This window comes from Streptomyces sp. NPDC060232 (assembly GCF_042726555.1).
Taxonomy (GTDB): domain Bacteria; phylum Actinomycetota; class Actinomycetes; order Streptomycetales; family Streptomycetaceae; genus Streptomyces.
The window spans coordinates 37,493-61,679 of sequence record NZ_JBHXAG010000023.1 but is presented as its reverse complement, the minus strand read 5'-3'; the positions used below and the strand labels follow the sequence as shown (position 1 = coordinate 61,679).

At 72.5% G+C, this 24,187-nt stretch carries 23 protein-coding genes, 1 pseudogene and 1 riboswitch; of the genes and pseudogenes, 14 read left to right on the top strand and 10 right to left on the bottom strand.

Annotated features, from left to right (window positions below):
- Positions 1–61 precede the first annotated feature (61 nt).
- Positions 62–1,858 (bottom strand): AMP-dependent synthetase/ligase, encoded by a 1,797-nt coding sequence (locus ACFWFZ_RS27975; protein WP_387125752.1) that lies wholly within the window; start codon positions 1,856–1,858, stop codon positions 62–64.
- A gap of 243 nt (positions 1,859–2,101) precedes the next feature.
- Here ACFWFZ_RS27975 and ACFWFZ_RS27970 point away from each other — a divergent pair, with 243 nt between their 5' ends.
- The 6 genes from ACFWFZ_RS27970 (at position 2,102) to ACFWFZ_RS27945 (ending at position 7,124) form a co-directional block, all read left to right on the top strand.
- Positions 2,102–2,917 carry a metallophosphoesterase gene (locus ACFWFZ_RS27970; protein WP_387125751.1) on the top strand — a complete coding sequence of 272 codons (816 nt, stop codon included), beginning with the start codon at positions 2,102–2,104 and terminating at the stop codon, positions 2,915–2,917.
- Between the two features lie 135 nt (positions 2,918–3,052).
- The gene (locus ACFWFZ_RS27965) at positions 3,053–3,493 is read left to right on the top strand and encodes an SRPBCC family protein (RefSeq protein WP_387125750.1); all 441 of its coding nucleotides are present in this window, start codon (positions 3,053–3,055) and stop codon (positions 3,491–3,493) included.
- Between the two features lie 95 nt (positions 3,494–3,588).
- Positions 3,589–4,746 (top strand): ArsA-related P-loop ATPase, encoded by a 1,158-nt coding sequence (locus tag ACFWFZ_RS27960; RefSeq protein ID WP_387125749.1) that lies wholly within the window; start codon positions 3,589–3,591, stop codon positions 4,744–4,746.
- A 75-nt stretch (positions 4,747–4,821) separates the two neighbouring features.
- Positions 4,822–5,286 carry a DUF5304 domain-containing protein gene (locus ACFWFZ_RS27955; RefSeq protein ID WP_387125748.1) on the top strand — a complete coding sequence of 155 codons (465 nt, stop codon included), beginning with the start codon at positions 4,822–4,824 and terminating at the stop codon, positions 5,284–5,286.
- Positions 5,287–5,347: 61 nt separating this feature from the next.
- On the top strand, positions 5,348–6,289 hold the full coding sequence (locus ACFWFZ_RS27950; RefSeq protein WP_387125747.1) for an ROK family glucokinase: 942 nt from the start codon (positions 5,348–5,350) through the stop codon (positions 6,287–6,289).
- Positions 6,290–6,362: 73 nt separating this feature from the next.
- Positions 6,363–7,124: an endonuclease/exonuclease/phosphatase family protein gene (locus tag ACFWFZ_RS27945; RefSeq protein ID WP_387125799.1), complete on the top strand. Its 762-nt coding sequence runs from the start codon at positions 6,363–6,365 to the stop codon at positions 7,122–7,124.
- Between the two features lie 129 nt (positions 7,125–7,253).
- Here the strand turns inward: ACFWFZ_RS27945 and ACFWFZ_RS27940 are convergent, their stop codons facing one another.
- On the bottom strand, positions 7,254–7,820 hold the full coding sequence (locus ACFWFZ_RS27940) for a hypothetical protein (RefSeq protein WP_387125746.1): 567 nt from the start codon (positions 7,818–7,820) through the stop codon (positions 7,254–7,256).
- Positions 7,813–8,592, bottom strand: coding sequence for an alpha/beta hydrolase (locus tag ACFWFZ_RS27935; protein ID WP_387125745.1), 780 nt, complete (start codon positions 8,590–8,592; stop codon positions 7,813–7,815). Before ACFWFZ_RS27935 ends, ACFWFZ_RS27940 begins: the two co-directional genes overlap by 8 nt.
- A 171-nt stretch (positions 8,593–8,763) precedes the next feature.
- On the opposite strand from ACFWFZ_RS27935, the gene ACFWFZ_RS27930 reads away from it, so the two are divergent.
- From ACFWFZ_RS27930 to ACFWFZ_RS27910, 5 genes are all read left to right on the top strand, one after another.
- Positions 8,764–9,495 (top strand): lysophospholipid acyltransferase family protein, encoded by a 732-nt coding sequence (locus tag ACFWFZ_RS27930; RefSeq protein ID WP_387125798.1) that lies wholly within the window; start codon positions 8,764–8,766, stop codon positions 9,493–9,495.
- Positions 9,496–9,531: 36 nt separating this feature from the next.
- A complete protein-coding gene (gene macS, locus ACFWFZ_RS27925) occupies positions 9,532–10,749 on the top strand; it encodes a MacS family sensor histidine kinase (RefSeq protein WP_387125744.1) in 1,218 nt (405 codons plus the stop codon).
- A gap of 59 nt (positions 10,750–10,808) precedes the next feature.
- Complete coding sequence (locus tag ACFWFZ_RS27920; protein WP_037696181.1) at positions 10,809–11,453, top strand: response regulator transcription factor; 645 nt, start codon at positions 10,809–10,811, stop codon at positions 11,451–11,453.
- 156 nt (positions 11,454–11,609) lie between these two features.
- On the top strand, positions 11,610–12,638 hold the full coding sequence (locus ACFWFZ_RS27915; protein ID WP_387125797.1) for a 6-phosphofructokinase: 1,029 nt from the start codon (positions 11,610–11,612) through the stop codon (positions 12,636–12,638).
- Between the two features lie 191 nt (positions 12,639–12,829).
- On the top strand, positions 12,830–13,126 hold the full coding sequence (locus ACFWFZ_RS27910) for a hypothetical protein (protein ID WP_387125743.1): 297 nt from the start codon (positions 12,830–12,832) through the stop codon (positions 13,124–13,126).
- A gap of 36 nt (positions 13,127–13,162) precedes the next feature.
- Here the strand turns inward: ACFWFZ_RS27910 and ACFWFZ_RS27905 are convergent.
- A pseudogene (locus tag ACFWFZ_RS27905) lies at positions 13,163–15,103 on the bottom strand (anthranilate synthase family protein).
- Between the two features lie 330 nt (positions 15,104–15,433).
- Here ACFWFZ_RS27905 and ACFWFZ_RS27900 point away from each other — a divergent pair.
- Positions 15,434–16,795 carry a class II 3-deoxy-7-phosphoheptulonate synthase gene (locus tag ACFWFZ_RS27900; protein ID WP_387125742.1) on the top strand — a complete coding sequence of 454 codons (1,362 nt, stop codon included), beginning with the start codon at positions 15,434–15,436 and terminating at the stop codon, positions 16,793–16,795.
- 133 nt (positions 16,796–16,928) lie between these two features.
- The gene (locus tag ACFWFZ_RS27895) at positions 16,929–17,225 is read left to right on the top strand and encodes a bacterioferritin-associated ferredoxin (protein ID WP_387125741.1); all 297 of its coding nucleotides are present in this window, start codon (positions 16,929–16,931) and stop codon (positions 17,223–17,225) included.
- A 100-nt stretch (positions 17,226–17,325) separates the two neighbouring features.
- On the opposite strand, the gene bfr is transcribed toward ACFWFZ_RS27895, so the two are convergent.
- On the bottom strand, positions 17,326–17,802 hold the full coding sequence (gene bfr, locus ACFWFZ_RS27890; protein WP_387125740.1) for a bacterioferritin: 477 nt from the start codon (positions 17,800–17,802) through the stop codon (positions 17,326–17,328).
- Positions 17,803–17,975: 173 nt separating this feature from the next.
- On the opposite strand from bfr, the gene ACFWFZ_RS27885 reads away from it, so the two are divergent.
- Positions 17,976–18,608: a sulfite oxidase-like oxidoreductase gene (locus ACFWFZ_RS27885; RefSeq protein WP_387125739.1), complete on the top strand. Its 633-nt coding sequence runs from the start codon at positions 17,976–17,978 to the stop codon at positions 18,606–18,608.
- 85 nt (positions 18,609–18,693) lie between these two features.
- Here ACFWFZ_RS27885 and ACFWFZ_RS27880 read toward each other — a convergent pair whose 3' ends face one another.
- The 5 genes from ACFWFZ_RS27880 to thiO form a co-directional block, all read right to left on the bottom strand.
- Positions 18,694–19,554 (bottom strand): deoxyribonuclease IV, encoded by an 861-nt coding sequence (locus ACFWFZ_RS27880; protein ID WP_387125738.1) that lies wholly within the window; start codon positions 19,552–19,554, stop codon positions 18,694–18,696.
- A gap of 6 nt (positions 19,555–19,560) precedes the next feature.
- The gene (gene pknB / locus ACFWFZ_RS27875) at positions 19,561–21,474 is read right to left on the bottom strand and encodes a Stk1 family PASTA domain-containing Ser/Thr kinase (protein WP_387125737.1); all 1,914 of its coding nucleotides are present in this window, start codon (positions 21,472–21,474) and stop codon (positions 19,561–19,563) included.
- A 373-nt stretch (positions 21,475–21,847) separates the two neighbouring features.
- The gene (locus tag ACFWFZ_RS27870) at positions 21,848–22,642 is read right to left on the bottom strand and encodes a thiazole synthase (protein WP_387125736.1); all 795 of its coding nucleotides are present in this window, start codon (positions 22,640–22,642) and stop codon (positions 21,848–21,850) included.
- Between the two features lie 5 nt (positions 22,643–22,647).
- Complete coding sequence (gene thiS, locus ACFWFZ_RS27865; RefSeq protein ID WP_031149519.1) at positions 22,648–22,848, bottom strand: sulfur carrier protein ThiS; 201 nt, start codon at positions 22,846–22,848, stop codon at positions 22,648–22,650.
- Positions 22,845–24,026, bottom strand: a complete 1,182-nt coding sequence (gene thiO, locus ACFWFZ_RS27860) for a glycine oxidase ThiO (RefSeq protein ID WP_387125734.1) — start codon at positions 24,024–24,026, stop codon at positions 22,845–22,847. The genes thiS and thiO overlap by 4 nt, the downstream gene beginning before the upstream one ends.
- Positions 24,024–24,135, bottom strand: a riboswitch (TPP riboswitch). Its footprint overlaps the gene before it by 3 nt.
- Positions 24,136–24,187 lie beyond the last annotated feature (52 nt).

Sequence of the window (24,187 nt, the reverse complement as noted above, 5' to 3'; positions counted from 1 at the left end):
GCGCCAGGCGGGACTTCGCCGGCAGGACCTCAAGGCCGCCGCAGCGGTCTCACCGCGGTGGTCAGCCGCGGTAGAGCGCCTCGATCTCGTCCGCGTAGTCCTTCGCCACCACGTTGCGCTTGAGCTTCAGCGACGGCGTGATGTGCCCGGACTCCTCCGTGAACTGGGAGGGCAGGATGCGGAACTTCCGCACCGATTCCGCCTTGGAGACCGCCGCGTTGCCGTCGTCGATCGCCTTCTGGACGGCGGCGATGAGGTCGGCGTCCTCGCGCAGCTCCGCCGCCGTGACCCCGGCCGGCTTGCCGTTCTCCGCGGCCCAGCGGCCCAGGAACTCCTCGTCGATGGTCACCAGCGCGGCCACGAACGGCCTCGCGTCGCCGACCACCATGCACTCGGCGACCAGCGCGTGCGCCCGGATCCGGTCCTCGATCACCGCGGGGGCCACGTTCTTGCCGCCCGCCGTGACGATGAGTTCCTTCTTGCGGCCGGTGATCGTGAGGTAGCCGTCCTCGTCGAGGGTGCCGACGTCGCCGGTGTGGAACCAGCCGTCGGTCAGCGCCTCGGCGGTCGCCGCCTCGTTCTTCCAGTAGCCCGTGAAGATCTGCTCGCCGTGCAGCAGCACCTCGCCGTCGTCCGCGATGCGCACCACGGAGCCCGGCATGGGCTGGCCGACCGTACCGATCTTCTGCTTGTCCCACGGGTTGAAGGTGGTCGCCGCACAGGACTCGGTCAGGCCGTAGCCCTCCAGGACCGTGAAGCCGATGCCGCGGAAGAAGTGGCCGAGCCGCTCGCCCAGCGGCGCGCCGCCGGAGATCGCGTACTCGCCGCGGCCGCCGAGGACCGCGTGCAGCTTGCTGTAGACCAGCTTCGAGAAGACCTTGTGCTTGAGCTTGAGGCCGAAGGACGGGCCGCGCGGGGTGTCCAGCGCACGGCTGTAGGCGATGGCCGTGTCCGCCGCCGCGTCGAAGATCTTGCCCTTGCCCTCGGCCTGCGCCTTGGCGCGCGCCGAGTTGTAGACCTTCTCGAACACCCGGGGGACGCCGAGGATCAGCGTGGGGCGGAAGGACTGCAGCTCGTCGGTGAGGTTCTTGATGTCCGGTACGCAGCCCAGGCGGATCGGCGCCAGTACGGCCGCCACCTCCACCAGGCGCCCGAAGACGTGCGCGGCCGGCAGGAACAGCAGCACCGAGCACTCGCCGGTCCGGAACAGCGGGCTCAGACGCTCCACCGCGTTGCCGCACTCGGCGAAGAAGTTGCGGTGGCTCAGCACACAGCCCTTGGGACGGCCGGTGGTGCCCGAGGTGTAGACGATGGTGGCCGGGTCGTCGGCGTTCGCCAGGCTGCTGCGCTCGTCGACCTCGGCGTCGGTGACGGCCGCGCCCGCGGCCTTCAGCGTGTCCAGCGCGCCCTGCTCGATCTCCCAGACGTCGCGCAGCTCCGGCAGGCGGTCGCGCAGCGAGGCCACGGCCTTGGAGTGCCCGGCGCTCTCCACGACGGCGGCGACGGCGCCGGAGTCGCCGAGGATCCACTGGATCTGCTCGGGGGAGCTGGTCTCGTACACAGGGACGGTGACGCCGCCCGCGCTCCAGATCGCGAAGTCGATCAGCACCCACTCGTAGCGGGTGCGGGAGATCAGGGCGACCCGGTCGCCGGGGCGCACGCCCGCGGCGATCAGGCCCTTGGCCGTGGCACGGACCTCGGCCAGGAATTCGGTCGCCGTCACGTCCTGCCACCGGCCGTCGGCCTTGCGGCTCATGACGGCGGTGTCTGGGTGCTGGGCGGCGTTGCGGCGGATGAGATCCGTCAGGTTCCCGTCCGACGGGACCTCGTACAGGGCCGGAAGGCTGAACTCGCGCAAGACTGCTGCTCCTCTGGGCGCCATCGCCACCATGTGGACCGACCGGACGTTACCCACCGGTAGTGGGTTCCCGATAGAGGGAACCGGCCAGATGTTCCGTGCGTCACATTCTGCACTCACACGGTCCGGCCCCGACGCGCCGACAGTAGTCCACCCCCTCAGGGACTCGGAAGTAACCGCAGGTAGGCCCGGCTTTCACGATCCCACTACCAGGTCATCACCAGCCCCCCTAGGGTTGTCCGCATGGCTGGCAGCAGGCGGGGCGGGAAGAACGGCACGAGCGGATCGAGCCGCACACGGGTCCACGTCGTCAGCGACGTGCACGGCAACACCGAGGCCCTCGCACGCGCCGGCGACGGCGCCGACGCCCTGATCTGCCTCGGCGACCTCGTCCTCTTCCTCGACTACGCCGACCACTCGCGCGGGATCTTCCCCGACCTGTTCGGCGTCGAGAACGCCGACCTCGTCGTCGAGCTGCGCACCCAGCGCCGCTTCGACGAGGCCCACGCCCTCGGCCGGCGGCTGTGGGCCGGACTCGACCGAGAGCGGGTGATCGAGGACGCGGTACGCCGCCAGTACGCGGAGATGTTCGCCGCCTTCCCCCGCCCCACCTACGCCACCTACGGCAACGTCGACATCCCGGCGCTGTGGCCCGAGTACGCCGACCGCCACGGCCTCACCGTCCTCGACGGACAGCGCGCCGAGATCGCGGGCCGCGTCTTCGGCTTCGTCGGCGGCGGCCTGCCCTCGCCCATGCGCACCCCCTACGAAGTGGACGTGGAGGAGTACGCCGCCAAGGTCGAGGCCCTCGGCGAGGTCGACGTGCTGTGCTCGCACATCCCGCCGGAAGTGCCCGAGCTCTGCTACGACACCGTCGCCCGCCGCTTCGAACGCGGCAGCGAGGCCCTGCTCGCCGCCATCCGCCGGACCCGGCCCCGCTACGCCCTCTTCGGCCACGTCCACCAGCCCCTCGCCCGGCGGATGCGCATCGGCGCCACCGAGTGCGTGAACGTCGGCCACTTCGCATCGACCGGCCGCCCCTGGGCCATGGAGTGGTGAGAACCAGCCGCTCCCGCCCGGCCCGCCCCGGGCCCGGGGAGCCTCTGGAGTGGCGGCGTCCGCACGCGCGGTAGCCTTCACGCGGCGGCCGGAGGCCGTACACATCCTCGAACAATCTCCGGAGGAGCGACCGCGATGGCGGAACACACCAGCTCAAGCATCACGATCAACGCCGCGCCCGGCGCCGTGATGGCCGTGATCGCCGACTTCGCCCGCTACCCCGAGTGGACCGGCGAGGTGAAGGAGGCCGAGGTCCTCGCCACCGACGCCGACGGGCGGGCCGAGAAGGTCCGGCTGCTGCTCGACGCGGGCGCGATCAAGGACGACCACACCCTCGCCTACACCTGGAAGGGCACCGACGAGGTCAGCTGGACCCTGTACAAGTCCCAGATGCTGCGCCAGCTCGACGGCTCCTACCGGCTCACCCCGGTGGACGGCGGCAAGCACACCGAGGTCACCTACCAGCTGACCGTCGACGTCAAGATCCCCATGCTCGGCATGATCAAGCGCAAGGCCGAGAAGGTCATCATCGACCGCGCACTGGCGGGCCTGAAGAAGCGCGTCGAGTCCGTCTGACCCCGGGGAGTGCCGCGCCCGGCCGGGTGCGGCACCCCCCGGGATCCCGCCACGCCCCGCACGGCCGCGCACCCACCGATCCGGAGCACCCGCACATGCACACCCTGCTCGTCACCGGCCCTGGCGGGGCCGGCCGGACCACCGTGGCGGCCGCCACCGCCCTCGCCGCAGCCCGCCGGGGCCGACAGGTGCTGCTGCTCACCGGCGACCCGGGCGACCCGCTCGCCGCACTGCTCGGCGACCCCCTCCCGCCCGGCCTGAGCGTCGCCCGGGTCGACTCCGGCCAGGAGTTCCGCGACGAACTCGTCGCCCTCCAGGAACGCGGATCCGCCCTGCTCTCCATGGCCGGCGCCCGCCCCCTCGCCGCCGAGGAACTCACCGAGCTGCCCGGAGCCGAACAGTTCGCCCTGCTCCGCGCCCTGCGGCGGGCCGCCTCCGCGCCCGCCGCCGACCTCGTCGTCGTCGACCTGCCCCCGCTCCACCAGGCCGTCGCCACCCTCGCCCTCCCCGCCCAGCTGCGCCGCTACCTCGCCCGGCTGTTCCCCGCCGAGAAGCAGGCCGCCCGCGCCCTGCGCCCCGTACTGGCCCAGCTGGCCGGCGTACCCATGCCCGCCCAGTGGCTCTACGAGGCCGCCGCCCGCTGGGACGAGGAGCTCGCCGCAGTCCAGGCCGCCATCGAGGCCGACACCACCGACGTACGGCTCGTCGCCGAGCCCGGACCCGCCGCCGCGGACGCGCTCCGGCTCGGACGGCTCGGCCTCGCCCTCCAGCAGCTGCCCGTCCGCGACGTCGTCGCCAACCGGATGGTCCCGCACGGCTCCGCCGGCCCCTGGCTCGCCGGGCTCGCCGCCCAGCAGGAGAAACACGCCGCCGAGTGGGCCGGCGAGAGCCCCGTGGTGACCCTCGCCCACCTCGGCCCCGCCCCCCAGGGCCAGGACGACCTCGACCGGCTCGCCGCCCCCGGCACACTCGTCCCGGACCGGCCAGCTCCCCGCCGCGCCTGGACCGTCGAGGACCGGCTCGCCGACGACGGGGTCCTCGTCTGGGTGGTCCCGCTGCCCGGCGCGCACAAACGCGACCTCGACCTCGTCCGCCGCGGCGACGAGCTGCTGCTCACCGCCGGCCCCCACCGCAGGATCGTTCCCCTGCCCTCGGCGCTGCGCCGCTGCACCGTCTCCGGCGCCGCCCTCACCGAAGGCGAGCTCCGCATCCGCTTCACCCCGGACCCCGGCCTGTGGCCCCGTACGCGCTGAACGCGGTACCCCCGTTCGGGTACCGTCGAAGGTAGACAGCACACACGCCCAGCAGCCGCCGCAGGAGAGTCCGCCATGAGCGAGGCCACCGACCGCCCCACCGACGACGACGCCTGGGCCAAGGCCTGTGCCGAGGACCTCGCCGCCGAGAAGGAGCGCCTGCGCGGACAGGGCCAGGCAGGCCCCGGAGCCCCCGGGACCGCGGCCGAGGAGCTGTTCAAGCTCTTCGAGGCCGTCGCCGACAAGGTCTCCGGCCTGAACAACCCGCTGTTCGGCGCCGCGGCCCAGGGCGCCGTCCGCCAGATCGTCGACCAGGCGAAAACCGCCGCGAAGCCCGTCGTCGAACGCAACCCCGAGGTCTTCGACCACCTCGCGGCAGCCGGCTCGGAGCTGCTCGCCGCCTACCGCTCCGCCGTCGAGGGCCACGAGGGCCGCTGGACCCGGGGCGAGTCCCGGGCACCCCGTCAGGCCTCCGACGACCGCGACCCGCGCCGGGACGGCCCCGACGACGGCCCGGCCGAGCGGATCGATCTCGACTGAACCCCCGGCGCCCTCGGGTACCGTTGGCCGTGGCGGGGTTTGACCGGAAACCGAGGGACTAATGGGACTCACCATCGGCGTCGACATCGGCGGCACGAAGATCGCGGCCGGCGTGGTCGACGAAGAGGGCACGATCCTCGAAACGTACAAGGTGCCCACGCCGCCGACCGCGGACGGAGTGACGGAGGCCATCTGCGCCGCCGTCTCCGAGGTCAGCAGCAACCACACCATCGAGGCCGTCGGCATCGGCGCCGCCGGATACGTGGACGACAAGCGCGCGACCGTACTCTTCGCGCCGAACATCAACTGGCGCCACGAGCCGCTCAAGGACAAGGTCGAGCAGCGCATCGGCCTGCCCGTCGTCGTCGAGAACGACGCGAACTGCGCGGCCTGGGGCGAATACCGCTTCGGCGCCGGCCAGGGCCACGAGGACGTCATCTGCATCACCCTCGGCACCGGCCTGGGCGGCGGCATCATCATCGGCAACAAGCTGCGCCGCGGACGCTTCGGCGTCGCCGCCGAGTTCGGCCACATCCGGGTCGTCCCGGACGGCCTGCTGTGCGGCTGCGGCAGCCAGGGCTGCTGGGAGCAGTACGCCTCCGGGCGCGCCCTCGTCCGCTACGCCAAGCAGCGTGCCAACGCCACCCCCGAGAACGCGGCGATCCTCCTCGCCCTCGGCGACGGCACCCCCGAGGGCATCGAGGGCAAGCACATCAGCGAGGCCGCCCGACAGGGCGACCTGGTGGCCGTCGACGCCTTCCGCGAGCTGGCCCGCTGGGCCGGCGCCGGCCTCGCCGACCTGGCCTCCCTCTTCGACCCGTCGGCGTTCATCGTCGGCGGAGGCGTCTCCGACGAGGGCGACCTCGTCCTCGACCCGATCCGCAAGTCCTTCAAGCGCTGGCTGGTGGGCGGCGCCTGGCGCCCGCACGCCCAGGTGCTCGCCGCCCAGCTCGGAGGCAAGGCCGGACTCGTCGGCGCGGCCGACCTGGCCCGCCAGGGCTGACCCCTCCACCCGGACCGCCCGTCGCGCCCCTTGGGGGAGCGGCGGGCGGCTGCGTATCTTGCGGTGCATGGACATGGACCAGTCGCCGCCCCCGATGCCGAAGTCCCGTACGGAGGCTGACGGTTCTGCCGTGATCCGCGTCCTCGGCTACAACATCCGCTCGCTGCGCGACGACGAGGAGGCGCTGGTCCGGGTCATCCGGGCCTGCGAGCCGGACCTGGTCTTCGTACAGGAGGCGCCACGGTTCTTCCGGTGGCGCAAACACGCGGCGCGGCTGGCCAGGAAATGCGACCTGGTGGTCCTGGGCGGCGGCGCGACGGCCACCGGGCCACTGCTGCTGTGCTCGCTGCGGGTCTTCGTGGAGCGGACCGAGGACGTACTCCTCCCGCACACGCCCGGGCTGCACCGGCGGGGCCTGGCCACCGCGGTCGTGCGCGTCGGCGGCGTACGCGTCGGCGTGGTCTCGGCGCACCTGTCGCTGGACCGGGCGCAGCGGCTCGCCCAGGCGGACCTCCTCCTGGACCGGGTCGCCGCCCTGGACACCCCGTACGGGATCGCCGCGGGCGACGTGAACGAGGGCCCCGGCGGTCCTGCCTTCGCGCGGCTGGCGACGGCCCTGCAGGACTGCTGGGCCGTCGCCCCCTGGGGCGGGGAGCGGACCTTCCCGGCGGCGGCGCCGGACCGGCGGATCGACGCGGTCTTCGCCACGGCGGGGGTGGAAGTGCTGGCCTGCGGGGTCCCCGCGGGGCTGGCGGGGGTCTTTGACGGTGACCTGCGGTCCGCTACGGATCATCTGCCGGTGCTGGCGGCGCTTCGCCTGCCGGCTGCGCCGTAGCTCGGCGGTCGTAGCTCCGGGGGTCGGGTGCGGCGCCGTTGCGGGGGCGCTGCCCCCGGCCCCCGCGCCTCGAACGCCGGCGGGGCTGGAGTAGCCGGCGGGGCCGAATGCGGCCCCGCCGGTGTTCCGTCAGACCACCGCGCCGCGGCCCGGGTCGTCGTCCTCGTCGTCGCCGTGCTGCATGCGGGCGACCAGCGTCGCGAAGCCGCCCAGGAAGCCGCCGATGCCCAGCGTCGTCAGCCACCAGGTCATGTCCCACTGCAGCAGCACCGCCAGCAGCAGGAGCACCGGGCCGCCGACCACCGCGAGCCACGCGAACTTCGCCGTGGTGTCCGCCGGCGGGAGCTCCGGCTCGGGCTGGACGAAATGGCCCTCTTCCGCCGCAGCCGGGTCGTCGTCAGGCTCCGCCAGCGAGTGGTCCCGGGGGCCCGCCATGCCCACGCCCGGGGCGAAGACCACCGAGCTGCCCAGCGCGGGCGCCGGCGCGGCCGGCGGCTCGGGCTCGGCGTCCGGGCCGGGCTCCGGGGGCAGCGGCTTGACGTCCTCCTCCGGCAGCAGGACGTTCTGGATCGGCCGGAACGGCCGGGACCCCGGCGGGTCCGGCGGCTCCTGCCCGTATCCGGCCACGATCGCGGCCCACGCCGCTTCCTCGTCCAGCGGCGGGATACCGCCCGACTGCTCCTCGTGCTCAGCCACCGGCCTCCGCCCCCTCCCTGCCCACGCTCTCCGCCAGTCGGCCGACGAACGCAAAACTGTCCGCGAAGATCCGCTCCGCATCATGGTCCAACGTCGCGACGTGGTAGCTCTGTTCCAGCAGGGTCTCCGTGACGTCCGTCGACGAGACCCGGGCCAGCACGCGCGCCGAGTCGGCGGGCGGCACGACGTGGTCCTGCGGGCTGTGCAGGAGCAGCAGCGGCTGCGTCACCTGCGGCAGCTCGGCGTCCACCAGCCGCAGGAACTGCCGCAGGGAGTGCGCGGCACGCGTCGGGACCCGGTCGTAGCCCACCTCCACCGAACCGGGCTTCGCGATGTCACTGGCGATACCCGGCGTCGACCGGACGAAGTGCTGCGCCACCGGAAGGGCGAAGGCCAGCGGGTCGTGCACCTTGTTCGCCGGGTTGACCAGGACGATGCCGCTGATGGCGTCCCCGTGCTTGGCCGCCAGCCGCAGGGTCAGAGCGCCGCCCATCGACAGCCCGAAGACGAACACCTGCTCGCACCGGTCCAGCAGCTCCCGCAGGGCGCGGTCCACCTCGGCGTACCAGTCCTGCCAGCCCGTGAGCTGCATGTCCTGCCAGCGCGTCCCGTGCCCGGGCAGCAGCGGCAGCGACACCGTCAGGCCCCGCTCCGCGAGGTACTCGGCCCAGGGGCGCAGGGACTGCGGGGAACCGGTGAAGCCGTGGCAGAGGAGGACGCCGACCTCTCCGCCCTCGTGGCGGAACGGCTCGGCTCCAGGGAGGACGGGCACCAGGGGTCTCCTTGATCATGACGTACGTCGGGCGGGTGCGTTGCTCTGTGTGACTTCACCGTACGCGACGGGGGTGGCACCGACCAGGGCCGTCGGGCCCCTGCCGGCGGGGGCACGGGATAAGGTCTGTTCGACAGACACAGGAAGGCTTTCGAGTTGATCTACGGCGCAATGAAGTTCTCCCTCGGCGGTTCTCTGAAGCTCGCCTTCAGGCCGTGGGTGGAGGGCATCGAGAACGTTCCCGCCGAGGGGCCGGCGATCCTCGCGAGCAACCACCTGTCCTTCTCCGACTCCCTCTTCCTCCCGGCCGTGCTGGACCGCAAGGTCACCTTCATCGCGAAGGCGGAGTACTTCACCTCCCCGGGCGTCAAGGGCAGGCTGACCGCCGCGTTCTTCAAGGGCGTCGGCCAGCTCCCGGTGGACCGCTCCGGCGCCCGCGGGGCCGGCGAGGCCGCCATCAGGAGCGGCATCGAGGTCATCGAACGCGGTGAGCTGTTCGGTATCTACCCCGAGGGCACGCGTTCACCCGACGGCCGCCTCTACCGCGGCAAGCCGGGCGGCCTGGCGCGGGTGGCGCTGGCCACCGGAGCGCCCGTGATCCCCGTCGCGATGATCAACACGGAGAAGATCCAGCCGCCCGGCAAGGTCATCCCCAAGCTGATGCGCCCGGGCATCCGGATCGGCAAGCCGCTGGACTTCAGCCGCTACCACGGCATGGACAACGACCGCTTCATCCTCCGCTCGGTGACCGACGAGGTCATGTACGAGATCATGAAGCTCTCCGGCCAGGAGTACGTCGACATCTACGCGACGGCGGCCAAGCGTCAGATCGCCGACGCCGAGAAGGCCGCCAAGGACGCCGAGAAGGCGGCCAAGGCTGCCAAGGGCGACAAGAGCGAGTAGCGGCGGGCGGTACCGCCCGTCAGGGGGGTGGGGGAGATGGCGAAACGCGAACGCGTCGTACGCATGTCGGTCGAGCAGCCGCTCTGGCGCGCCCTGACCGCGTACCGGCTGCTGACCATGGTCTACGCGGTACTGCTGTTCGCCTCCGCGTACCAGCAGTTCCCGCACCCCTGGCCCGCGGGCGGCTACCTCGCCGTCCTCGCCGTGTGGACCCTGGCCACCTTCCGCAGGGTCTCCAACGCCGCCAGCTGCACCAAGGGCTTCCTCGTCGCCGACCTGACCGTGGCCATAGCCGGCGTCCTGCTCACGCCGATCGTCGACACCCAGGAGCGGATCACCGCCGGCGGCCCCACCCTCCCCACCATCTGGACGGCCGGCGCCGTCCTCGGCTTCGCCATCAAGGGCGGCTGGCGCTGGGCCTGCTTCGCCTGCACCTTCGTCGCCATGGCCAACATCGTGATCCACGGCGGCCAGCCCACCCGGGACACCCTGCACAACGTCCTGCTCGTCTGGGTCGCCTCCGTCGCCATCGGCTACGTCGTCGAAGTCGCCCGGGCCAGCGAGAACACCCTCGCCCGCGCCCTGGAGATCGAGGCCGCCACCCGCGAACGCGAGCGCCTCGCCCGCGACATCCACGACGGCGTCCTCCAGGTCCTCGCCATGGTCCAGCGCCGCGGCGCCGAACTGGGCGGCGAGGCCGAGGAACTCGGCAGGATGGCCGGGGAGCAGGAGGTGGCGCTGCGCACGCTGGTTTCCAGCGGCCTGGTGCAGCCCTCCCGGGTCTCCCGCGACGAGTCACGGGGCGCGCTGGTGGACACGTACGAGGACGACGAGCCCGGCGCGGACGGCGGGGAGCTGGACCTGCGCTCGCTCCTCGCCCCGCACGCCGGGTCCCGGGTGAGCTTCGCCGAGCCGGGCACCCCGGTACCGCTGCCCGTCCCCGCCGCGAAGGAGCTGGCGGCCGCCGTCGGCGCAGCCCTCGACAACGTGCGCAAGCACGCCGGGGAAGGCGCCAGGGCCTGGATCCTGGTCGAGGACTGGGGCGACGAGGTGATCGTGACCGTCCGCGACGACGGCCCCGGCATCCCGGCGGGCCGCCTCGACCAGGCCGAGGGCGAGGGCCGGATGGGCGTGGCGCTGTCCATCCGGGGCCGGCTGCGCGACCTCGGCGGCAGCGCCGATCTGGTGTCCGTCCCCGGGCAGGGCACCGAAGTGGAACTGAAGGTACCCAGGGGCAGGACGGACAAGAAGTGAGCGAGCACACCGACGTGAACAACCCGCAGCAGCCGCAGGAGCAGCGCGAGACGAGGGTGATGGTCGTCGACGACCACCCCATGTGGCGCGACGCGGTGGCCCGCGACCTGGCCGCCGCCGGCCTCGACGTGGTGGCCACCGCCGGCGACGGCCCCGAGGCGGTACGCCGGGCCCGCGCCGTCACCCCCGACGTCCTGGTCCTCGACCTCAACCTGCCCGGCATGCCGGGCGTGCAGGTCTGCAAGGAGCTGGTCGGCGCCAACCCTGCGCTGCGGGTCCTGGTCCTGTCGGCCAGCGGTGAGCACGCCGACGTCCTGGAGGCGGTGAAGTCCGGTGCGACCGGCTACCTGTTGAAGTCAGCGGGCGCCGAGGAGCTGATCGACGCCGTCCGCCGCACCGCCGTCGGGGACCCGGTCTTCACCCCGGGCCTGGCCGGGCTGGTGCTCGGCGAGTACCGGCGGCTGGCCACCGACCCGGTGCCGACCGCCTCCGACGAGCCGAAGGCGCCTCAGCTGACCGACCGCGAGACCGAGGTGCTGCGCCTGGTGGCCAAGGGGCTGTCGTACAAGCAGATCGCGGAGCGGCTGGTCATCTCGCACCGCACCGTGCAGAACCACGTCCAGAACACCCTGGGCAAGCTGCAGTTGCACAACCGGGTGGAGCTCGTCCGGTACGCCATAGAGGCCGGCCTCGACGACGCCTGAGGGGGCGTCCCGCCCGGGCGTCGATCGTACTTACGTCCTCGTACGAGTGAACGGGCGTACGCAACGCCCCGCGATTCCCCCTGAATTGCCGCATCCCAAGCCCTCGATGTGACCTGCGTCACCACTAGCGTGACCGTCATGGCGAACGGAGATGCAATGAAGGTCGGAGTGCTGACCGGTGGCGGCGACTGCCCCGGACTCAACGCGGTGATCAGGGCTGTCGTCCGCAAGGGCCGCCAGGAGTACGGCTGCGAGTTCGTCGGGTTCAAGGACGGCTGGCGGGGCGCGGTCGAGGGGCGCACGGTTCCCCTCGACATCCCCGCCGTCCGCGGCATCCTGCCCCGTGGCGGCACCGTCCTGGGCTCCTCGCGCACCAACCCGTTCAAGACGGAGAACGGCGTGCGCGACATTAAGGACAACCTGGCCAAGTACGAGGTGGACGCCCTCGTCGCGATCGGCGGCGAGGACACCCTCGGCGTCGCCGCCCGCCTCCACCAGGAGTACGGCATCCCCTGCGTCGGCGTGCCGAAGACCATCGACAACGACCTGTCCGCCACCGACTACACCTTCGGCTTCGACACCGCAGTCGGCATCGCGACCGAGGCCATCGACCGTCTGCACACCACGGCCGAATCGCACATGCGGGTCCTCGTCGTCGAGGTCATGGGCCGGCACGCCGGCTGGATCGCCCTGCACTCCGGGCTCGCCGGCGGCGCCAACGTCATCCTCGTCCCGGAACAGCGCTTCGACGTGGACCAGGTGTGCGCCTGGGTGACCTCCCGGTTCAGGGCGAGCTACGCGCCGATCGTCGTGGTCGCCGAAGGCGCGATGCCCAAGGACGGGGACATGGTGCTCAAGGACGGCACCAGGGACTCCTTCGGGCACGTCCGGCTCTCGGGCGTGGGCGAGTGGCTGGCCAAGGAGATCGAGGAGCGCACCGGCAAGGAAGCCCGCACGACGGTGCTCGGGCACATCCAGCGCGGCGGCACCCCCAGCGCCTTCGACCGCTGGCTGGCCACCCGCTTCGGCCTGCACGCGATCGACGCCGTCCACGAAGGGGACTTCGGGAAGATGGTCGCACTGAAGGGCACGGACATCGTCCGGGTGCCGATCGCGGACGCGACGGCGAAGCTGAAGACGGTCGACCCCGCCCTCTACGCGGAGGCCGGCGTCTTCTTCGGCTGAGCCGCCGGGCGTCGGCACACCGTGGGCCGTATCGTGACGGACGGCCCATGGCCCGACGTACGGCAGTCGACCTGGAAACACCCCGCTCCCTGATCCGGCCCCACCGGCAGGACACCCCCCGGCCCCCGGATTTCGGATCGCGTTCACCCGGCCGACGCCTGGCGCCGGCGGGCGGGGCCTACATTCCTCGTGTGGACTTCCCCGAGATCATCCGTTGGATCTTCGCCGGCCTGACCCTGCTGGCCGCGGCCGGCCTGGTACGGGAGCTCCGGCGGCTGCGCCGGACGGAGCCGGCCGCCCGGCCCGCCCGCAGGTGGGACGTCGCGGACCAGTGCGCCGGGCTGGTGACCGCCGTGGGCGGCGCTCTCGACAGCATCTACCTCTTCGGGGCCGGCCTGGCCCTGAGCGGCGTGGTGCTCGGCGCCAAGGCTTGCCGCGCCGCCCTGGCCCACCGCCGCCGCCGGACGGCGGACCGGGCCGGCGCGTGACCCCTTGTTCCCGCCGGGCGGGCCGTCGGGCGGCAGTTACACCGCAGCGGCCCGCACCCCCGTCACCAGCTCGCGCAGCAGGTCCGCGCCGCGCAGGGTGAGGACCGACTCCGGGTGGAACTGGACCCCGGCGAAGCCCCCGGCGGGGGAGCGTAGGGCGTGGACCTCCCCCGTCGACCGGTCCCGGGCCACCTCCACCCCGCGGGCGGCCAATCCGGCGGCCAAGCGGTCGTCGCAGCGCGCGGTGTAGGTGTTGTAGAAGCCGACCACCTCCTCGGCCCCGAACAGCCCGATCCGGGTCTGCGCGCCCTGCGCCGGCTCCGCCTTGCGGACCAGGGGAAGGCCCAGCTCGGCGGCAAGCAGCTCGTGCCCGAGGCAGACCCCGAGCAGGCCGTGCTGGTGCCCGGCCAGCAACTCCGCCGCCAGCCCGCGCAGCAGCCGCATCTTCGGGTCGGCGCCGTGCGCCGGGTTGCCCGGACCGGGGCCCAGCACGATCGGGCCCTCCCAGGCCAGGGCCGCCTCCCGCAGCCCCGGCTCGTCGAAGCGCCGTACGGTCACCTCCAGCCCGGCCACCCGCAGCACGTGCGCCAGCATCGCCGTGAAGGTGTCCTCCCCGTCCACCACCAGGGCATGGCCCGTCGGAGCGGCCGGCCGCTCCTGCATCCGCAGCTAGAACGGCGCCAGGTCGGCCCGCCGGGCCGCGAGGGCCGCCCGCACCCGCGGGTCCTCGGCCAGGCGCGCCCCCTCGACGGCCGGCCGCGGCGCCGCCGGGCGTACGCCGAGCGCCGCCAGCACCCCCGCCGCCTTCGCGTGCGTCTCCGCGACCTCGCCCGCCGGATCGGAGTGCCGGACCAGCGTGGCGCCCACCGGCACCCGCAGGGACCCGTCCGCCGCGATGTCCGCGGTCCGGATCAGGATGGGGGAGTCGAGCGTCTGCGCCCCGGCCGCGTCCAGGCCCAGCAGGGCCAGCGCGCCCGCGTAGTAGCCGCGCCCGCCCGCCTCGTACCGTTCGATCACCCGGCAGGCGTTCTGCACCGGCGAGCCCGTCACCGTCGCCGCGAACATCGTCTCCCGCAGCACCTCCCGCACGTCCAGCGAGGAGCGTCCGCGCAGCTCGTACTCGGTGTGCGTGAGGTGGGCCATCTCCTTGAGCCGCGGTCCGACGACCACCCCGCCCCGGTCCCCGACCGTGCACATCATCTTCAGCTCCTCGTCGACCACCATCGACAGCTCCTCGGTCTCCTTGCGGTCGCCGAGGAAGGCCAGGAGCGACTCGGCGGTCGGTCCCGCTGCGGGATGGCGGTACGTCCCGCTGATCGGGTTCATCACGACCGTGCCTGCGGACATCCGCACGTGGACCTCGGGGCTGGCCCCGACCAGCGTGCGCTCGCCGGTGTGGACGACGTACGTCCAGTACGCGCCCCGCTCGCCCTCCAGCAGCCGCCGGAACAGGGCGAGCGCGTCCGCCCGGCCGAATCCGTCGATCCGGCCCCCGAAGGTGCGCCGGATGACGAAGTTCGCGCCCTCGCCCCGGCCGATCTCGTCGCGGATCACCCGCTCCACCGTCTCCGCGTACGCCTCGTCGCTGACGTCGAAGCCGCCGTCCTCGACCCGCACCGCGTGCGCCGGCAGCGCGGCCAGCGCCTCCGCGAGGGGGAGCTCGTACACCTCATCGGCGACGAGCGCGCTCAGCGGCGTGCCGTCGTCGCGTACGTCGAAACCGCGCTCGCGGATCTGCCGGAAGGGCACCAGCGCGAGGGTGGGGAGCGGGCCGACGGGCAGGTCGGCCAGGCGCCCGGCCTCGTGGACCGGGCCGAGGAGCATCTCGACGGTGTCGTGGTCGCGGCCGGGGGTGCGCCGGCGCAGCAGGGCGAACGGCGGGCAGGAGTCGTCGAGCAGCCGGCTCAGCGGGTGCCGTTGGTCCTGGCGGTCCCGGCGGTCCTGGTGGTCCGGGCAGTCCTGGTGGCTGGGTGCCATGGGCGGAGCGTCCTTCTGGAGGGGAGGAGCGGCTCTCGCTGTCGGCACCGAGGTCGCCGAACGCCGAAGGCCGCCCCTCGGGGCGGCCTTCGCGTCGTGCGTGTCTTCAGGTACGCGCGGGAAGTGGGCCGCCGGGAGCGGGCCACCACCAGTTCTGGTTCGTGTGCGCGTACATGCGGTGAACCATAGCCCAGACCGGGGCCCCGGCGCCGGATCCGCCCCCGGCCGCGCGCTGAACCATGGATCCCGTCCGCTGGGGCGTCCACCGCCTTCGAGAAATCCGTCTCACGTTGTGGGCGGGGGCCTGGATGCCCCCCGTAACGCCGTAATGTGTACGAGGTGACCGTGAACGCTGAAACCCAAGCCCCCGCCGCCAAGGCGACCTGGCGAGACCTTCCCGCGGCGCAGCAGCCTTCGTACCCCGATGCCGAGGCTCTGCGCGCTGTCGTCGCGGACCTCGAGTCGTATCCTCCGCTCGTTTTCGCGGGTGAGTGCGACCAGCTGCGCGCCCGTCTGGGAGCCGTCGCCAAGGGCGAGGCGTTCCTGCTCCAGGGCGGCGACTGCGCCGAGGCCTTCGACGGCGTCTCCGCCGACCACATCCGAGCCAAGCTGAAGACGCTGCTCCAGATGAGTGCCGTGCTGACGTACGCGGCCTCCGTGCCGGTCGTCAAGGTCGGCCGCATCGCGGGCCAGTACTCCAAGCCGCGCTCCAAGGACACCGAGACCCGCGACGGCGTCACCCTGCCGACCTACCGTGGCGACTCCGTCAACGGCTTCGCCTTCACCGAAGAGGCCCGCGTCCCGGACCCCGAGCGGCTGAAGCGGATGTACAACGCCTCCGCCTCCACGCTCAACCTGGTGCGCGCCTTCACCACCGGTGGCTACGCCGACCTGCGCCAGGTGCACGCCTGGAACCAGGACTTCGTGAAGTCCTCCCCGTCCGGTCAGCGGTACGAGCAGCTCGCGCGGGAGATCGACAACGCGCTGAGCTTCATGAAGGCCTGTGGCACCGACCCGGCCGAGTTCAAGGCCGTCGAGTTCTACGCCTCCCACGAGGCGCTGCTGCTCGACTACGAGGGCGCGCTGACGCGTACCGACTCGCGCACCGGCAAGCTGTACGACACCTCCGGCCACATGGTGTGGATCGGTGAGCGCACCCGCCAGCTGGACCACGCGCACATCGAGTTCTGCTCGCAGATCGCCAACCCGATCGGCATCAAGCTCGGCCCCACCACCACGGTGGACGAGGCGCTGACGTACATCGACCGCCTGGACCCCGAGCGCGAGCCGGGCCGGCTGACCTTCGTCGTCCGCATGGGCGCCGACAAGGTCCGCGACAGGCTCCCCGAGCTGGTCGAGAAGGTCACCGCTTCCGGCGCGATCGTCGGCTGGGTCAGCGACCCGATGCACGGCAACACCTTCGAGGCGGCCTCGGGCCACAAGACGCGCCGTTTCGACGACGTGCTCGACGAGGTCAAGGGCTTCTTCGAGGTCCACAAGGGCCTCGGTACCCACCCGGGCGGCATCCACGTCGAGCTCACCGGTGACGACGTCACCGAGTGCGTGGGCGGCGGCGACGAGATCTTCGTCGACGACCTGCACCAGCGCTACGAGACGGCCTGCGACCCGCGGCTCAACCGCAGCCAGTCGCTGGACCTGGCGTTCCTGGTCGCGGAGCTGTACCGCGACTAGTCGTCGAGATCAGTAGGTGCGTTCCTACGACTGTGGGGCGCGGATCGATGTGATCCGCGCCCCACAGTCGTACCCGGGGCTTTCAGGTCACCCTAACTTTGGGTACGGTTAGGTAAGCCTCACCGAATAGGGGATGGCTCGCCGCACCACACAGCGCCAGGAGGTGAACCGCGTGTACGTCTGCTCTTGCTTCGGGATCACCGACAAGCAGGTCAAGGAACACGCGGCCGCCGGGGCCTGCACGCCCCGCCAGATCGCCTCGGCCACCAAGGCCGGCACCGACTGCGGCTCCTGCGTACGCACCATCCAGGGCATCCTCGGCCGCGGGGCCTGCCCGCGCAGGGAGCTGCTGGAGAAGAGCGACGCGGTGTCCGTGCTCGCCGCCGACACCGAAACGGTACGCTCGCCCGCGCTGGCGGAAGCGGCCTAGAAGCCGGTCCGAGCCCGGTCCGAGCCCGGTTCGAAACCGGTCCGAAGCCGACTCGGCGGACTGGAGCGGGCCTGGCGGCCAGGAGCCGCCCGCCGGAAGGTCAGCTCGGCTGCTCGATGAGCTGCGCGATGTAGAGCGCCTCGCCCAGGGACTCGACGAGCTCCAGCTGGGTGTCGAGGTAGTCGATGTGGTGCTCCTCGTCCTCCAGGATCTCCTCGAAAAGACGGGCCGACGTGATGTCGCCCTTGCCGCGCATGACCTCGATGCCGCGCTTGAGCCGGTCGATGGCCTCCACCTCGACCTGGCGGTCCGCCTGGAACATCTCGGTGATCGTCTGCCCGACGCGCACGTGGAAGAGCCGCTGGTAGTTCGGCAGACCGTCGAGCATCAGGATGCGCTCGGTGATCTTGTCCGCGTGCTTCATCTCGTCGATGGACTCTTCACGCGTGTACTTGGCGAGCTTGGTCCAGCCCTTGTTGTCCTGGATGCGGTAGTGCAGCCAGTACTGGTTGACGGCCGTCAGCTCGCCGGTCAGCTGCTCGTTCAGAAACTCAAGGACCTCGGGGTCGCCCTGCATCGCAGAGGCTCCTTCCAGGCAATGTCAGCTATGTGACGGGGCAGTTGCGCGCATCCTTGCACCGCCGCTGAGGGCCGTCCAGTAAGTGCCTCCTTAGTGGGAGTTACCGTGACTTGCCCGAATCGGCCCGGACCTGGTCATGACCACCCTGCCCAGTCTGTCACCATGGAGTCATGGGTCAGCCGGAAAGCCGGGAATCTCCGGGAGCAGAGCAGCTGGAGCTTCCACCGGGGCAGCGGCTGCAGAAGGGCTGGCCCGTCACCCACTACGGTCCCGTGCCCAAGTTCAAGCCGGACCGATGGGAGTTCCGCGTCTTCGGTGCGACCGCCGACGGCGACAAGCACTGCTGGAACCACGAGCAGTTCACGGCCCTGCCGTTCGCCACCGTCGTGGCGGACCTGCACTGCGTCACGAAGTTCAGCATGCAGGGCGCCGAATGGGGCGGTGTGCTCGCTCGCGACGTACTGGCCCTGGCCCCGCCCGCGCCGCAGGTCACGCATGTGATGGTGTGGGCCGAGTACGGCTTCAGCTCCAACCTGCGACTGGCCGACTTCGCCTCCGACCGGACCGTGTTCGCCACCCACGAGGGCGGCGAACTGCTCACCGCCGAGCACGGTTTCCCGGTCCGGCTGGTGGTCCCGCACCTCTACGCGTGGAAGGGCCCCAAGTGGGTCCGCGGCATCGAGTACATGACCGCCGACCGTCGAGGCTTCTGGGAGGAGCGCGGCTACCACAACATCGGCGACCCCTGGCGCGAGCAGCGCTACTCGTACCAGGAGGAGCCGGGGGACGGCCCGGAGCTCTAGGTCCTGCCAGAGGACCGGGTCCGACAGGTGCGCGTCCATGGCTCCCGGCCAGAGCGCGATGGGGTATTCCCGGAAGGTCGGTGGATCACTGCGGGCCGCGCAGCTCCTTCAGCAGCGCCACGTCCGCCGCATGCCCTTCCTTGCCGCCGGGCGTCTCGATGATCAGCGGTACGCCCTCCGTCGCCGGGTGCGAGAACAGCTCGGCGAAGGCGTCCCGGCCGATATGGCCCTGGCCGACGTTCGCGTGCCGGTCCTTGTGGGCGCCCACACCCTCCTTGGAGTCGTTCGCGTGGACCAGCTTCAGCCGGTCCTCGCCCACGGTGTCCACCAGCAGGTCCAGCATCACCTTCGTCCCGCCCGGCTCCGCCAGGTCGTGACCGGCCGCGAAGATGTGGCAGGTGTCCAGGCAGATCCCCAGCTTCGGATGGTGGTCCAGCGCGTCGAAGTACGGGCCGAAGTCCCAGGTGCGCGAGCACAGCGAGGACCCCTGCCCGGCCGTCGACTCCAGCAGCAGGAAGGGGTCGTCGTCATGCGTCAGCTCGTCCAGCAGCGGCAGCATGTGCTCCCTGACCTGCGCGTACGCCGCCTCCCGCGGGCGGCCGCCGGTCGCCGAGCCGGTGTGGACGACCACCCCGAGCGCGCCGATCTGCCGGGCCCGCCGCAGTGAGTGGCGCAGGGACTCCACCGACTTCTCCACCGTGGCCTCGGTGTGCGAGCCGAAGTTGATCAGGTACGGCGCGTGCACGTACGCGGGAATCCCCTCCTGCGCGCACCCCTCGCGGAACCGCTCGTCCTGCACCGGATTGCCGACCGGGGTGGCCCAGCCGCGCGGGTTGGCGACGAAGACCTGGACGGCCTCCGCGCCCATGTCCCGGGCGTACGTCAGCCCGACCGAGGCGAGACCGCCCGCGACGGGGACGTGTCCGCCCACCGGATTGCGTACCACGTGCGCCTACAGCCCCTTGGTCCGGATGGTGATCGTGATGCCCTCGGCGGCGGTCTGCCCCGCCAGCACCGACTGCGCGTCCACGGTCCTGCTGAAGGAGATCAGCGGCCGGTCCACCTTCACCTTGAAGCCGGCCGCCTCCAGGGTCCTGCGGGCCGAGTCCACGTCCTGACCGATCACGTTCGGGACCGGCAGCTGGCGCGGGCCCTTGGACACCGTCAGCGTGACCGTGTCGCCGGCCGCCGCCTGGGCGCCGGCGCCGATCGACTGGTTGGCGACCGTACCCGGATCCGACGGGGCGTTGACCTGATCGGGAGCCGCGACGACCTTCAGGCCCAGACCTTCCAGAGTGGCCTTCGCCTGCTCGAAGGGGAGCCCGGTCACGCCCGGCACCGGCACCGGCCGGCCCTTGCTGACGACGATCGAGACCGCCGTGTCGGGCGCCCGCTTCTCGCCGCCCGCCGGGTTGGTGCTGATCACCGAGCCCTGGGCGACCTCCTGGCTGAAGGCCTGCGTGACGATCCCGGGCGCCAGCCCGGTCCGGGCCAGCTCGGCCTTGGCCTCCTCCAGGGGCCTGCCCTTCAGGTTGGGTACGGACACGACCTCGGGGCCGCGGGAGATCGTGATGGTCACCGCGCCGTTGCCGCGGATCCGCCGGCCGCCCGGGGGATCGGTGTTCATCACCGTCCCGCGCTCGAAGGCGTCGCTGAACTTCCGGTCGACGCCCTTCACTCCGAGCCCGGCCTCGGACAGCTGGGCGCGGGCCTGCTCCTCGGTCTTGCCGAGCAGGTTGGGGACCTGGGTGAACTGGCCGGAGTTGATGTACCAGACGCCCGTACCGATCCCCAGCGCCAGCAGGACGCCGACGACCACCAGCAGCACGCCGCGGCGCGGGCGCGCGGGGGGCGCCGGCCGACGCCCGGACGGAGCGGGCGGATCCAGCGGCGGCGACTCCAGCCGGGAGGTGGGGTTCACGGGCTGCGCGGCCACCGGGCGCGGGATCACGCCGGTACGGTCCTCGGCGGACGACCGGTCGACGGCGTGCGCCTGCGGCGGTACGGCGTCCAGCTCGGCGTCGGTGAGCTCGGCGCGGGCCTCGCGGGTGAGGCCGAACAGGGCGGCGGCGTCGTAGGGGCGCAGCTCGGGGTTGCGGGCGGTGGCGGACGCCACGAGAGCGTCGAGACCGGCGGCCAGCCCGGGGACCACGGCGGACGGTGGCGGGACGTCCTCGTGCAGGTGCTGGTAGAGCACCTGCGCGGGGGAGTCGCCGAGGTGGGGCTTGGAGCCGGTGAGCATCTCGTAGAGGACGACACCGCAGGCGTAGACGTCGGCGCGGGTGTCGGCGATCCCGTGCTCGATCTGCTCGGGGGCCAGGTAGGAGACGGTGCCGAGGACCGAGCCGGTGGTGTTGGTCACCGAGTCCACGGACCGGACCAGTCCGAAGTCGGCGACCTTGACCCTGCCGTCGTCGCCGATCAGGACGTTCTCGGGCTTCATGTCACGGTGCACGAAGCCGGCCCGGTGGGCGGCGCCGAGCGCGGCGAGGACCGGTTCGAGGATGTCGAGGGCCGCCCGAGGCTGGAGCGCGCCACGCTCGCGCAGCACGTCGCGCAGGGTGCAGCCGGAGACGTACTCCATCGCCAGATAGACGTACGGTCCGTCCGTGCCCTGGTCGAACACGGCGACCACGTTGGGGTGCGCGAGCCGCGCCACGGACTTCGCCTCGCGGATGAACCGGTCCACGAAGGCGGCGTCGGAGGCGAGCGCCGGATGCATCACCTTCAGGGCGAGGATCCGGTCCAGGCGGGTGTCGACGGCCCGGTAGACCGTGGCCATGCCGCCGGCCGCGATGCGGGCGTCGATGCGGTAGCGGCCGTCGAGCACACGCCCGACGAGGGGGTCTTCCAAGGTCGTATCCACCCGCCGATTCTACGAGCCGACGCCGGTACCCCGGCGGGGGCGGGTCGCCTTGCAGCGCAGCTGTGACGTGAGCAGGGGGCGGGGCGAGGCCCCGTCCTCCTGCCCGCAGGGCGGTGACCAGGCCGATCGGGGGTGGGGATGCCCTTGGGCGGGGTCGGGAAGTGTGGGGGTGCGGGCTTCGGGGGTGGGAGCCGCGGGGGCGGGGGCGGGAATGTGCGGGGTGGCTTCGGGGGGTGGGATCCACTCGGGCGGGATCAGGGAAACCCTCAGGACTTCCCTGATCCCGGCCAGCACAGACCCCGCCCCCCGAAGCCACCGCCCTGCCCTCCCGGCCCCGGCCCGCCGGTTTTCGCCCTGCTGCCCCCCGAGTCCCTCAGAACGCCGGGCGCTCCGGGTCCAGGGCTGCTCGGCCCTCCGTGGGGGACGAGGCTTCGGCGAAGCGGCGTTGGGGGATGCGGCCCGCCCGGTGGGCGAGGCGGCCCGCCGAGACGGCGTCCCGCATGGCGGACGCCATGAGGACCGGCTCCTGTGCGCGGGTCACCGCCGAGGCCAGCATCACCGCCGCGCAGCCCAGTTCCATCGCCAGGGCGGCGTCGGAGGCGGTGCCCGCGCCGGCGTCCAGGATCACCGGGACCTGGGCCCGCTCCGTGATCAGCTCGAAGTTGTGCGGGTTACGGATGCCCATGCCCGACCCGATGGGGGAGCCGAGCGGCATGATCGCCGCGCAGCCCACGTCCTCCAGCTTGCGCGCGAGCACCGGGTCGTCGTTGGTGTACGGCAGGACGGTGAAGCCCTCGTCCACCAGGATCTCGGCGGCGTCCAGCAGTTCGACGCCGTCGGGCAGGAGGGTCCGTTCGTCCGCGACCACCTCCAGCTTGATCCAGTCGGTGCCGAGGGCCTCCCGTGCGAGCCGGGCCGTCAGGACGGCCTCGCCCGCGGTGAAGCAGCCGGCCGTGTTCGGCAGGACGGCGATGCCGAGCTTGGTGAGGACGGAGAGGACCGAGCCCTGCACGGTGGGGTCCAGGCGGCGCATGGCCACGGTGGTGAGTTCGGTGCCGGACGCGACGAGGGCGCGTTCGAGCACGTCCAGGCTCGGCGCGCCGCCCGTGCCCATGATCAGGCGGGAGGAGAAGGTCCGGTCGCCCAGGGTGAAGAGGTCGTCGGCCATGCCGGTCAGCCTCCCTGGACCGCGGTGAGGATCTCCACGCGGTCGCCGTCGCCCACGTGGGTGGCCGGCCACTGCCCCCGCGGGACCACGGTCTCGTTGAGTGCGGCGGCCACCCCGGAGGGGGCCGCGGTCAGCGTGGCGACGACGGTGTCGAGGGTGGTGCCGGCCGCGACCTCGCGCGGCTCGCCGTTGACGGAGATGGTCATGCGTACGACTCCTGACGTGCGGCGCAGAAGCGGCCGGGGGCGAAGGGGCGCGCGATCTCGGGCAGTTCGCCGGTGACCAGCAGCTCGGCCATCGCCTCGCCGGTGAGCGGGGTCAGCAGCACCCCGTTGCGGTAGTGACCGGTGGCCAGGTGCAGGCCGGGCAGGCCGGTCGGGCCCAGCAGCGGGGCGTTGTCGGGTGATCCGGGGCGCAGTCCCGCCCGGGTCTCGGTCAGCGGGAGTTCGGTGATGCCGGGTACCAGTTCGTGGGCGTCCCGCAGGAGTTCGTACACCCCGCCCGCGGTGACGGTGGTGTCCCAGCCGAGTTCCTCGCTGGTGGCGCCGATGACGAGTTCGCCGTTCTCGCGGGGCACGAGGTAGACCTGGCTGCCGCGCACGACCGCCCGTACGGTGCGGGAGAGGAAGGGGGCGTACGCCGCGGGCACCGCGAGCCGCAGCACCTGTCCCTTGACCGGGCGTACGGGAGGCAGCACCTCGGCGGGTACGCCCGCCAGCCTGCCGCTGAGCGAGCCCGCGGCCAGGACGACCTGGTCGGCGCGCAGCTCCGTACCGTCGTCGAGGAGGGCGCCCGTCGCCCGGTCCGCGGTGGTGAGCAGCTGCTCGGCGCCCGCCCGGTGGATGGTCACTCCGGCGCCTTCGCAGGCGGCGAGGAGGGCGGCTGCGAGCCGGCGCGGGTCGACCTGGTGGTCACCGTCGACGCGCAGGCCGCCGCGCACGCCGGGGGCCAGCATGGGCTCCAGGCGGCGGCATTCGCGGCCGGTGAGCCATGCGGACTCCAGACCGCAGCGGCGCTGGAGGGCGTGGAGTTCGCGCAGGTGGAGGCGGTCGTCGGCGTCGAGGGCGACGGCGAGGGTGCCGCAGGCGCGGTAGCCGATGTCCATGCCGCCCGAGGCGGCCGCGAGCTCGGCGGCGAACCGCGGATAGCGTTCGGCGGAGGCCAGGCCGAGGCTGAGGAGGGCTTCCTCGCCGTAGTGCAGTTCGGTGACGGGGGCGAGCATTCCGGCCGCGACCTGGGCGGCGCCGCCGCCGGGTGCCGGGTCGGCGAGTACGGTGCCCAGTCCGCGCTCCGCGGCCCGCCAGGCGGTGACCAGGCCGATGATCCCGCCCCCGATGACGAGGACGTCGGATCCCCGGCCGGATCCCTTTCGAGATGAGTGCATGGGCGTCCAGCCCCTCCCTTCGCCGGCATGACCCGGATCAGGTTCGTACGGTCGGAGGCCGGCCAGCCTCCCTCTCAGCCCGGTGCGCCGGACTCCCGCGATAGGTACGGTGGCCAGACTATCCCGGCCGTGCACGGCGGGTAAGGCGGCACCTATTCCTG

Excerpts from the sequence above, each read along its gene's own strand:
- ACFWFZ_RS27950 (WP_387125747.1), top strand. The coding sequence starts at position 5,348 with ATGGGACTCACCATCGGCGTCGACATCGGCGGCACGAAGATCGCGGCC.
- thiS (WP_031149519.1), bottom strand. The coding sequence starts at position 22,848 with ATGACCATCTCCGTCAACGGCGAGCCGCGCGAGGTCGCGGCCGGCACC.
- macS (WP_387125744.1), top strand. The coding sequence starts at position 9,532 with ATGGCGAAACGCGAACGCGTCGTACGCATGTCGGTCGAGCAGCCGCTC.
- ACFWFZ_RS27920 (WP_037696181.1), top strand. The coding sequence starts at position 10,809 with ATGGTCGTCGACGACCACCCCATGTGGCGCGACGCGGTGGCCCGCGAC.
- ACFWFZ_RS27885 (WP_387125739.1), top strand. The coding sequence starts at position 17,976 with ATGGGTCAGCCGGAAAGCCGGGAATCTCCGGGAGCAGAGCAGCTGGAG.
- ACFWFZ_RS27930 (WP_387125798.1), top strand. The coding sequence starts at position 8,764 with ATGAAGTTCTCCCTCGGCGGTTCTCTGAAGCTCGCCTTCAGGCCGTGG.
- ACFWFZ_RS27970 (WP_387125751.1), top strand. The coding sequence starts at position 2,102 with ATGGCTGGCAGCAGGCGGGGCGGGAAGAACGGCACGAGCGGATCGAGC.
- ACFWFZ_RS27870 (WP_387125736.1), bottom strand. The coding sequence starts at position 22,642 with ATGGCCGACGACCTCTTCACCCTGGGCGACCGGACCTTCTCCTCCCGC.
- ACFWFZ_RS27945 (WP_387125799.1), top strand. The coding sequence starts at position 6,363 with ATGGACCAGTCGCCGCCCCCGATGCCGAAGTCCCGTACGGAGGCTGAC.
- bfr (WP_387125740.1), bottom strand. The coding sequence starts at position 17,802 with ATGCAGGGCGACCCCGAGGTCCTTGAGTTTCTGAACGAGCAGCTGACC.
- ACFWFZ_RS27895 (WP_387125741.1), top strand. The coding sequence starts at position 16,929 with ATGGCTCGCCGCACCACACAGCGCCAGGAGGTGAACCGCGTGTACGTC.
- ACFWFZ_RS27965 (WP_387125750.1), top strand. The coding sequence starts at position 3,053 with ATGGCGGAACACACCAGCTCAAGCATCACGATCAACGCCGCGCCCGGC.
- ACFWFZ_RS27960 (WP_387125749.1), top strand. The coding sequence starts at position 3,589 with ATGCACACCCTGCTCGTCACCGGCCCTGGCGGGGCCGGCCGGACCACC.
- thiO (WP_387125734.1), bottom strand. The coding sequence starts at position 24,026 with ATGCACTCATCTCGAAAGGGATCCGGCCGGGGATCCGACGTCCTCGTC.
- ACFWFZ_RS27915 (WP_387125797.1), top strand. The coding sequence starts at position 11,610 with ATGAAGGTCGGAGTGCTGACCGGTGGCGGCGACTGCCCCGGACTCAAC.
- ACFWFZ_RS27955 (WP_387125748.1), top strand. The coding sequence starts at position 4,822 with ATGAGCGAGGCCACCGACCGCCCCACCGACGACGACGCCTGGGCCAAG.